Origin of the sequence: Candidatus Culexarchaeum yellowstonense (genome assembly GCF_024707025.1) — an archaeon.
Lineage (GTDB): Archaea > Thermoproteota > Methanomethylicia > Culexarchaeales > Culexarchaeaceae > Culexarchaeum.
In genome coordinates, this window is sequence record NZ_JANGFQ010000055.1 from 1 (window position 1) to 9,452 (window position 9,452).

The 9,452-nt window shown below is 38.1% G+C and carries 11 protein-coding genes; 5 read left to right on the forward strand and 6 right to left on the reverse strand.

Features of this window, described 5'->3' with window-relative positions; all coding sequences use genetic code 11:
- Positions 1-80 precede the first annotated feature (80 nt).
- The gene (locus tag MRT15_RS07070) at positions 81-443 is read right to left on the reverse strand and encodes an S-adenosylmethionine decarboxylase (RefSeq protein WP_304329244.1); all 363 of its coding nucleotides are present in this window, start codon (positions 441-443) and stop codon (positions 81-83) included.
- Positions 444-674: 231 nt separating this feature from the next.
- Between MRT15_RS07070 and MRT15_RS07075 the strand changes: the two genes are divergently transcribed.
- On the forward strand, positions 675-1,199 hold the full coding sequence (locus MRT15_RS07075; RefSeq protein ID WP_304329246.1) for a hypothetical protein: 525 nt from the start codon (positions 675-677) through the stop codon (positions 1,197-1,199).
- The gene (locus tag MRT15_RS07080; protein ID WP_304329248.1) at positions 1,186-1,431 is read left to right on the forward strand and encodes a GNAT family N-acetyltransferase; all 246 of its coding nucleotides are present in this window, start codon (positions 1,186-1,188) and stop codon (positions 1,429-1,431) included. Before MRT15_RS07075 ends, MRT15_RS07080 begins: the two co-directional genes overlap by 14 nt.
- Positions 1,432-1,897: 466 nt before the next feature.
- Here MRT15_RS07080 and MRT15_RS07085 read toward each other — a convergent pair whose 3' ends face one another.
- The 3 genes from MRT15_RS07085 to MRT15_RS07095 all read right to left on the reverse strand — a co-directional run bounded on the left by MRT15_RS07085 (position 1,898) and on the right by MRT15_RS07095 (position 4,026).
- Positions 1,898-2,104, reverse strand: coding sequence for a hypothetical protein (locus MRT15_RS07085; RefSeq protein WP_304329249.1), 207 nt, complete (start codon positions 2,102-2,104; stop codon positions 1,898-1,900).
- Between the two features lie 143 nt (positions 2,105-2,247).
- Entirely contained in the window at positions 2,248-2,550 is a 303-nt protein-coding gene (locus MRT15_RS07090) for a hypothetical protein (protein WP_304329250.1), read from the reverse strand.
- A gap of 120 nt (positions 2,551-2,670) precedes the next feature.
- Positions 2,671-4,026: a hypothetical protein gene (locus MRT15_RS07095; RefSeq protein ID WP_304329252.1), complete on the reverse strand. Its 1,356-nt coding sequence runs from the start codon at positions 4,024-4,026 to the stop codon at positions 2,671-2,673.
- A 66-nt stretch (positions 4,027-4,092) separates the two neighbouring features.
- On the opposite strand from MRT15_RS07095, the gene MRT15_RS07100 reads away from it, so the two are divergent.
- The 3 genes from MRT15_RS07100 (at position 4,093) to MRT15_RS07110 (ending at position 7,416) form a co-directional block, all read left to right on the forward strand.
- Entirely contained in the window at positions 4,093-4,599 is a 507-nt protein-coding gene (locus MRT15_RS07100; protein ID WP_304329254.1) for a hypothetical protein, read from the forward strand.
- Between the two features lie 152 nt (positions 4,600-4,751).
- The gene (locus MRT15_RS07105; RefSeq protein ID WP_304329255.1) at positions 4,752-5,948 is read left to right on the forward strand and encodes a PxKF domain-containing protein; all 1,197 of its coding nucleotides are present in this window, start codon (positions 4,752-4,754) and stop codon (positions 5,946-5,948) included.
- Positions 5,949-6,864: 916 nt separating this feature from the next.
- The gene (locus tag MRT15_RS07110; RefSeq protein ID WP_304329257.1) at positions 6,865-7,416 is read left to right on the forward strand and encodes a hypothetical protein; all 552 of its coding nucleotides are present in this window, start codon (positions 6,865-6,867) and stop codon (positions 7,414-7,416) included.
- A gap of 170 nt (positions 7,417-7,586) precedes the next feature.
- Here MRT15_RS07110 and MRT15_RS07115 read toward each other — a convergent pair whose 3' ends face one another.
- Entirely contained in the window at positions 7,587-8,228 is a 642-nt protein-coding gene (locus MRT15_RS07115; RefSeq protein WP_304329259.1) for a hypothetical protein, read from the reverse strand.
- Positions 8,229-8,384: 156 nt separating this feature from the next.
- Positions 8,385-9,044, reverse strand: coding sequence for a hypothetical protein (locus MRT15_RS07120; RefSeq protein WP_304329261.1), 660 nt, complete (start codon positions 9,042-9,044; stop codon positions 8,385-8,387).
- Positions 9,045-9,452 lie beyond the last annotated feature (408 nt).

The following is a 9,452-nucleotide window of genomic DNA, read 5'->3' on the forward strand; positions in this document are numbered from 1 at the left end:
GTCCCCCCGGACCTGAAGCTGGGAACTTTCAATACTCTTAAGTAGAGTCATCGTAGAGGAAGTTGTAGCACGTATACTGCTCACTCATATTCTATCTTCTGCCAAACAATATCACTACACTTCAACCCCCTCTTAACATAATCCAAAACAACTTGCACGTTTAAAGCTTTACAACTATAGATGTCCAAGGTGAAGAATTTATGATCACTCCAACTATAGAAGGCAACTCCAGACTCAACCCACGCTATGAAGCCTCCCAAACCCCTATGAATGAGGGAGAATTTGTCAGGGGAGAATATGAATGGCCCTGCTATAATCCTCATACCCAAAGCTTCACTAAGCCCAATCAAAAAGCTTCTAAGAAATTCCTCACATATCCCCCACACCATAAAACCCTCAACAATAAGCCTATCACGCTGAATCTCAGGCATCAAATTCCTCATACAAACCACCCAAATAACTGTTACTCTCATCAACCCCTTAAATAACTTATAACTCTTTGTAAAGCATGCATTCTCAACTTCCACTATGTAATTGCAGGTCCTCCAACATACTGGTATCTGGACTGTCGTATGAGTCGATAGACTTATGAAGTCTCATGTTGCATGGTATATCAGTGGCAATGCCTTTTTGGAGAGGGATCATTTGGGCTTCAAGCTATAGGGATGAAGGTCATGCTATTCGATTTCATAAGTTTCGAAGAATTTGTTAAATGGTACAATGAACTTAGCAAGCTTAAGATATTCTGGGCGAAGCCCATTGAAAACATTAATTTGTTGAGTAAAGAAGATAACCTACATCTTGTTGGCGTAAAGTGGATTGTTAAAGGTGGGATTAGGGAAGCAATACTAGCCATTACAGAGAGGGTGGATGAAGTGCCCAAGGCCATAGATTCCCTTAAAAGCTACGGCTCCTCAACTAAGATCCTAATGGTTCCCGAAGAGACGCCAATAAATCTAAGCCTAATAAATGCTAAGTCAGTTCTATACTTCTGGAACATAAATGCAAGGACTCTGGAGCCCAACAAAGACGTAAGGATGAAAACACTCACGGAATGGGGCGAAAACGATGTTGAAACGTTTAGGAGGATACAAAAGCAGAGCTGGGGTTTCATCATCCCCAAGAAGAGGAGACCACTTGGTTCTCACAGCCCTCCTCAACGATTCACCAGTAGGAATGGCATACTTGAACATCCATAATTTCAATATCGATTACGGTATACACGTCATTAAACCCCACTGGAGGAGGAGAATAGGGACAGCCCTACTAGCAAAAATACTAGAGTTAGCGAAATCCATGGGTGCATCAAAAATTAGTGTTGTAAGGGTCTTCAGGAACATAAAGGGGACCTACAGCGACATGAGAGCTGCAAAATTCTATAAAGCAAACAACCCCTCCACAAAAATGTCCATATACAGATTGAATGATTAAATTATGTGATTATAGATCTCAATATTGATCAGTAACTCAATTTAATAAAAACCAAGAATGTATGAGGGAAGCAAGTATCTTCTGTAAATTAATTAAAGAGAAAAGAGATTGTTTTAGTTTACAGATACATGCTTATAGAGCTTTGTCAGATGGCTCGGTTTATTCAGCTTGAAGGAGAATCGATGGAGGTACATTCAAGCATACCCTCACAGAATTTAAATACTATGAAACAGATAGAATCTTAGGAATGCCTTCCATAGAAGAGCTTATTCAAAGAATAATGCACTACAGCAAAAAGAGGATAAAATTTTAGCCTTAATAATTCTACCACATAAAAACTAACCAAGAAACACTAAAACCAACACCTCACAAAACAATCATAACCCCAGAAATACTAACCTCACAACATTAAAAAACACAAAAACTTAATTCAAAACACAGATTTTATTACAATTGATAAAGCAAATTAAATGTGACGGTAGTATAATTTTAGAAGCACCAACTTAAACCCTTCACTACTCACATCACAACATGCCCCATAAACATCACCAAAAAGCCTACCAAACGATCCAATAAGCACTTTTGATCCCCACAGTGCGTGTTTCTTAGCCAACTCAGCATTACCACTAACTAAGGTGTAGAGCATTAAGGCTAATTGACACTCTGAACTCATAGGTGCTAATAATTGAGCCAACGCCTTACCATCTAGTTCCTGCAGAAGCTTAAATATCTCCACATCATTTTGAATTTTCTTTCTAAGTAAATTATTAAGTGGAATCTTTAACGCTGTTAGAGCGTCATTATTTCCTTTAACGGCTAAAAACGCATATCTGCATATGTCACGGTATTCGAGGGCTTCGCATTCCTCAACACTAGCTTCAATGCTGGTAAGAAATAAGGGTAAATATGAGCCTCATATACATCAATAAGTTCTTTGGGTTTAACCTCAGTAACGTTAGTGAATCCCAGCAATCTAAGCATGAGCCTAGCTAAGACCGATACGTCTTTATCATAATTAAGGAGGTAGGCATGCTTATTTCTTATCTTCTCAATATCGTCATACCTACCTATTGATGCTAAGTAAACAAGATAGTTACCTAAAACCCTAGATGCATTCACTAAATACATTGCCGTGTATTCGAGATTCTCTAAAGTTTCATTCCATAATTTCTCAAAATTACTAGCTACATTAACATACTCCTTGATGCTTCTAGCCTTAAGAACCTCAGCACGTAAAAACTAATCACGAGCAGTTATGTAATTATACCAATCCCCAATACTTTTATATGCTTCAGCCGCTTCATCAAAGAGCTTTGAAGCTTCATCAAGCTCACCACTATCAAGTTTATACTCAGCTAATGAAGACATAAGATGTGTTTCTATATTAGTAATCAATCCTTTGATATTTTGTTGGGATATCCAAAGCACAGAAGTGGCCCAATCTATGAAATGCTTATTCTTCAGCAATTTATCTGGATTATTAGCCAACTCCCTAAGACTCTTACGAACCTTAACAGCCCTAGTAACCAGATCCTTTACAGAGCAGTACTCACTTATAGAATTCCTAAGCTTAGGATGCCTCAATGCTGGGATTAACGCATTTGCTTCAGCTATGGTTGCTAGCTCATTATCTTCCTTTTTTAATTCATTAAGTGAAATGCACATACTCTCAACAATATCCTCAACCTCTTCCTTCGTGAAATAAATATAATACTTACTAAGTATGACTGAGCATACTCGCACAGCGGTCATGAGTGGCCAAACCAGCTCACTAAGCCTATTAAAGAAGTTAGAAAGAATGTAGTTCAATTCATCATAAATAAACCTAGCTGTATCTTTATTTAGTTCTATTCTTGATACTCTAAATAGTATTTCAAGATATTGTTGGGGAGCTTTATCCCTCAGAGGCTCTAATGCTTCTAAAATATGCTTTACCTGTTGATGAATAGTTAATACTACAGCAGAACTTGCTACTTTGAGAATTACATCAGCATCATCTTCATTAATAGCCTTGCCTAGCCTAGCGGCTTCAGCAACAATGGATGCGAGCCCAAGCGCATAGTAAGCTTCAAAATTGTAGTGTTTGCCCCTTTTTCTGAGTTCATTCATGCCCTTGTTAGCACTATTTCCGAAGCCACCTGTTTCTACTATTTGATAGTAGCTATTTTCTACTCTGATCATTAACCTGCCATTTTTGACTCTGACGTTACTGTAACTGTATAATGAGCCCTCAGCGAATTTATTACTGTCTGCGATAGCGAATACTCCCTGCACTTGTTGACTAAGTTTGAGCTTTCCTACTTCTTTCTCAAGCAAGTCAAATTTGTCTTTGAGCTCCTTTACTTCTTTCATCAAAAATTCAATATCGTTTTTAACGAGGTTTATGTCTGTATTGATCTGTGACATTTTATCCAGTAATTCTCTGATTTTTGGGTAATCACTTTCAAGAACTTTTAGTCTGTTTTCAAAGCCATCAAGTTTTTCTTTTATTTCGTTTATTTCTTTCTCTACATCTTTCCATTTATTTGTGAAAATGTAATTGAGGTATTCTTCACTGGCCCCTGGCTTGAGTACAGGAAAAGGAAAAATGAGCAAATAGACGAGGAAAGCAAGATAATTCCTTTGAAGAATGCAACTTCAATAAACGTAAGATGGATTAGAATGTTGAAGAAGAGTGCAAAAGACAAGAAAGCAAAGAGGTTTTACCTCTATCACGTTCATACGCTTCGAAAGTTCTTTAGGACAAGCTTAGATTTAGCAGGCGTTTCTCCAGACGTAAGGGAGCGGCTGATGGGTCATGCTGGCGGTTATCTAGCAGGCTCCTACTTTAGACCAAGTGAAGAACAATTGGCAAACGAGTATAGAAAGGCAATTCAACACCTAACAATCTTTGAAACTACAAGCTTAGAAGAACTTCAAAAACAACAGCTTCTAAACTTGGCTAGGGTTTTAATAAAGGATGAAAGTAAGATTGCACAGATTGAACAACTTTTAAAGAAGAAGCGTACTGAAGAAGCAATAGTTGAACTGAGAAAAATTGTTCAGCAGAACAGCTACGAATACAAGGCGGTTAGCGTTAGCGAGCTTATCGAACACTTAAACAATGGTTGGGAGATTGTTAAAGAAGTTGGTGGATCTCAAGTTATAATAAGGAAAGCAAAGGTTTAGATTACTAAGAAGAGCCTTTCTTAATGACGAAAAATTTCTTAAAAAACTAAAGTATAAACAAAAATAGCTATTTGTCGAATTCTATCGTCATTGCGACGAAAACTTTATATATTCCCCCACCCAAGACTAATAGCATGAAAAAAACTAGTGATATGAAAAGAGGAAGTGTGTCAAGATACCAAGCTATGCTCCTAATCGGGGTTCTCATCTCTTTTCTATCGATAATTCAAGTTCCCCCAATATATGCAGGTAACCCTCAAGGTACCCCTCCAACCCTTCCAGCTCCAACTGGGCTAACTGCGACCGTAAACCCAAACAACTCTATAACCCTCACATGGAATCCAGTCGAAAATGCTACTATGTATCAAGGGCAATGGGGAACTGACCAAGATTTTAAGACTTACTCAAAGTTTGAGGTCGATGCATCGACCACCAGCTACACAACGCAAGCGAACTTACAGCCAGGAAGAACTTACTATTTCAGGGTGAGAGCAGCTATAGTTAGAGCAGGCAGGTCCACGCAGTTTAGCGACTGGTCTGTAGTCTCTGTAACCATATCACCAACAATTGAGCCACTTAGCATAACTGCTCCGCCTGACATTATTGTGGAGGGCAACACTACCGGAGGAGCCATAGTTGTTGATTTAGGCACACCGACAGTATCGGGAGGCACGCCTCCATATACCATAACAAATAACGCTACAAGTTTCTTCCCATTAGGAGAAACAATTGTGACTTGGACCGCTACAGACGCAAGTGGCAACACAGCTACTGCCACTCAGAAAGTCACTGTGGTTGACACGACACCGCCAACCATAGAAGCCCCAGACACTCTTACAGTTCTTGTGAATGCGCCAAAATCCGTATTGAACGGAAGAGCAACAGCAACAGATATTGTTGACCCCAACCCAACCTTAACAAATGATGCACCTGACTTCTTCCCACTGGGCACAACAATTGTGACTTGGACCGCTACAGACGCAAGTGGCAACACAGCTACTAAGAAGACCATAGTAACAGCCATATATAGTTTCAGCGGTTTCCTTCCACCACTGGGTCCAGGACCAACGCAGTTTAAGACAGGTAGCACCATTCCAGTAAAGTTCCAGCTGACAGACTACTCCGGCAACTACATCTCAACTGCAGTAGCGCAGATATGGGTCGTCTCATTAACTAACCCAGGCACATCCTCCGGCTCATCAAACAATGGGAATTACTTCAGATACGACCCAACTAATAACCAATACATATTTAATCTGAGCACCAAAGGCATGTCGCCTGGAACCTATAAGATATTTGTGACTCTTGATGATGGAACAACCTATTCAATCTCAATCACGCTGAAATAAGGATCCACAGGGAAACCGACTACAAAGAATTGGACGACGAACCCCGAAGAAATGGAGCATAAGATGCCCACGGAGAAACGTGGACATTTTTATTTTTTTATTTTTTTTATTTTGCAAATAGACTTTAACGCCTTTTTCAATTTTTTTAGATGGTATTCAGATAGGTGAACTAATTGCAATCTTTGGTCTTACTTTAGTGTTCATTGTTGTTTTAGCTACTGTAGTTGCTATCGTTGCTTTTAAGAAGAAGAACAAGTAATTTCTAAAGAGAAGTATGAAATTCTTTTTCTCTAAGTATTTTTAAGATCCTTCATAGTTGAGAATGGAAAACTTGTCCACATATCATATTATGCATCTTATGAAGAGAAAGGCTATAAGTATTACGTGGATATGGAAAGGATAAGGGGCAAGACAGTAATCAAATTTACCTCCAGAGCTGAAGGTTTTATTGGTAATGTTTTTGCTTCCTCACCTCCAAGTAGGGTGGATATTTGGACTTTTCCAGCTGAGGACTTGCTAGATCGTGACAAAAGGGGGCACGAAAACTGCCAATTACAATAATAAATGATATGAATTAGCTCATCTTGGAGCGAAAGAGAAAGGGTTCTTAAATGAGTGGGATAAGTACTACAAGCCAATGTTAAATTACATTAAGAAGGAAGTTATTGAGAGAGGAGGCAAACTATTAGCCACAGTTATCCTCTACCTTCACATAGTCAATGACCTCAAATATCCAGTTTCCTTCTTAATACCCTATAGCGAAAAGGCAAGGTTTATGCACTTAAATAATTTAACGAAGGAAATTCATCAAGCTTGGATTGTTACAAGAATTTTAAGAGAGTTTACATCTCAACATCTAACGCTATCTTTCGAGAAAAGTTCATGGTTTCCAATAGCGATAGTAGACGATTATGCGATGTGGTATGAGTTTGATCTAGACCCCGAAAGTATGTTCGAGGGAATTCCTCGACGAAAGAATATTCTGTCACAGTTTATGGAGATGGCAATCTATAAGAGAGCTTGTGAAGTTAAAAAGAGACTGGGACTAAAAAGTCTACCTCTTAAGCCAGATATCGTCTTCACATACGCCAAAGAACCTAGAGAATTTCTGCAAAATCCAGCAATCAAACTATTAATAGAATGTAAAAACTTTGACTACTCTTCTTGGGAGAGAGATGTAGAAAACCAAGTAAAGCCTTACATGGAGATCTTTAGACCAGAGCATATGGCAGTAGCTTCGCTTAAACCAGTCCCTCAAGACGTAAAGAAGGCGCTAGCATGCTATGGTATCGATGTCATAGACAACGTTTACCCAAAAGGTTTAGGAGAGCAAGAACTAATAACATATGTTAAACGAGTACTAGGTATAGAGGCTAAGACTCTTAAACTAATCTTTCCATCATTTGATGAGTCAGGAAACTACATTAAACCTAAATTGCTGTACAAATTGCTGACAGAGAACATATGATAAATGATTAATTTTCTAAACATAAATTATTCATTTAGGTCCTGAGTAAATATAAGACTTTAGCTTTACTAGGAAAACGAACTATTTCCACAAATGATTGAAATAAAAACTTCAGAGTATGTATTCATGAGTTTTCAACTTTTCACATCACATTTTAGTTTTGTTTATTCTCATATGGTTGGCAGTTTTTCATTATCAAAGGAATCACTTCTCATAAGTTTCTGTTCATACCAAACCATGCCCTTCAATATCAACCACGTTAAAATCTTCAAAATGTCTTGTTCTATATCCCCCCTTAAACTCCACTCATTAAAAAGTTCACTTGCAAGTTTAACCCATTCTGTCTTCTGATAGCTTTTCAATCTTTTCACTAAAGCTTGCATATAATGCCTATATTTAATCCTCTTATGGGAAGAGATTGCAAAGTAGTTTAAAGTTATATCTCTTAGGGAATCCATGAACACAGCCATCTTATGCTCCTCCCAATACTTTTTCTGAGAAGATTCAGGGAATTTTTCGCCCGCTTTTATAAGCCATTTTTCATATCCTTCTTTAGCAGTTTCTAATATCTTGTTTAAATCGTGAGGACCAAGTAGGAAATCTATTTCACTTGTCTTCATAATTTCCTCCATGTTAAAATCCATGTTTATTAACTTCTGAAATATTGGAGTTGGTGTCTGCTCCCCCCTAGCTTCCATTTGGATATAGTATAGGCTTCTAGGCTTAACTACCTTTTCAGCTTCCTTTACAGATTTCGACTCATCTTTATTGTTATCAACTTTAATTGAACTTTCATCTTTCTCTTCTTTCATTTTAACCTCCATTAAATCTTTGATTCATGGCATGATTTATTCTTTTATCCACTTTTAGTATATCTTTAAGCTTCGCCTTTCTTTACGAAAATGAATATTCCCTTATGTTTTCCAACCCTTAGTACGATCTCAGTGAATATTAAATCTGAGAGTTCATCAAAGTTCATGGTGAGTTGACCACCAATTGTATTCATCTATGATTCTGGCTAAAGTTTTCTTGCTATATTCTTTGCCAAGCTTCTTGCTTGGAAGTTCTCTGCAAATTTCTTCTGCAACCTCCTTTACGCTACACCCCTTCTCCCTCGCCCCTTCCTTCAATGCCTCTTCCACCTCCCTCTTCATTTGCTTCAAGAAATCTATGTAGCCTTTTGCATTCCCTCTAACTCTATATTTCCTCCTAATCCTTTCATCCCACATCACATATATTTCTGGATTGAGCAAATGTAGAATCTTTGAGGTTGCAGTGGCTCCAATATATTTAATGTTTACCGCTTCATAAGTTCTCATAATAGCATCCCTCACTTCCACATCATCGAAATCTATATCCAACAAACTCTTACCATACAATTTCCGGAAAGCATCTTTAGCTTCACGTAACCGTCTGGTAAGCTGCTCCCAATCCAAACCCTCCCTACCCACAGTCCTCCTCATACCTCCCCAATGAATGAGAAACATCTTAATTATCTCCTCAACATGCTCCACAGTTTCCAACCTACCTAAATCAGCTCTAACATCCCCCAACAACTCAAGAGCCTTAAAATACAAATACTCAACAAACCAAAAAGAATCCTCAAAATTCCTAACACCCTCAACCAATTCTACATATCTCATATAAGTATATCCTCGATTAACACTTCTCCAATTTTACATTTATACTTGTTGAATAATGTTTAATAACATGTGAATTGTTCAAGGCAGTTTATGAGAAGGTTTCAAAGGTCTGCCCCGAAGGTGCAAGAGAAGTTGCTTTAAAAATAATTGAGGAAATAGCTAAAGATTTGAGGAGTAGGTAGGCGCATCAATCAAAAGTTGAAGCTAAAATTGAGGAAAATCAAGTTGCAGATGAAGAATTGGCGACCAAAAAGCAAAAGGAAGCAATACATAAGTTTGGGATAAAGGATATTCCAAAGAACCTCTCAAAGAAGGAGGCTTCAGAAATTCTCGATAAACTTGTTGGATTTTCAAAAGATGGCGACAGTCAATCCATAGCCAAAATTGTTGAGG